At 68.5% G+C, this 397-nt stretch carries 1 protein-coding gene; it reads left to right on the top strand.

Going from position 1 to position 397, the window contains the following annotated elements; translation table 11 throughout:
* On the top strand, positions 1 to 397 hold a 397-nt coding region (locus ACLZOT_RS50270; RefSeq protein WP_416976026.1), incomplete at both ends, for an ABC transporter permease.

The raw sequence follows: 397 nt of genomic DNA, 5'->3' as shown, positions 1-397 counted from the left end.
GCGATGACGCTCTTCACCGGAACCGTCGTCGGACTCCAGGGCTACGCGGCCCTCGACCAGATCGGCACCGCCGCCGTCACCGGCTTCGTCTCCGCCTACTACAACACCCGCGAGATCGCCCCCCTCGTCGCCGGACTCGCCCTCTCCGCGACCGTCGGGGCCGGGTTCACCGCCCAGCTCGGCGCCATGCGCATCAACGAGGAGGTCGACGCCCTGGAGGGCATGGGCATCCGCTCCATGCCCTACCTGGTCACCACCCGCATCATCGCCGGCGTGGTCGCCATCGTCCCGCTCTACGCGATCGGGCTGCTCTCCTCGTACGTCGCTTCCCGCTACGTGACCGTCCTGTTCAACGGGCAGTCGCGCGGGACGTACGACCACTACTTCAACCTCTTCC

Source organism: Streptomyces sp. 4F14, from assembly GCF_048159485.1.
Taxonomy (GTDB): Bacteria; Actinomycetota; Actinomycetes; order Streptomycetales; family Streptomycetaceae; genus Streptomyces.
Note: the sequence above shows the minus strand (reverse complement) of the source record. Positions and strands in the feature narration are given on the sequence as shown.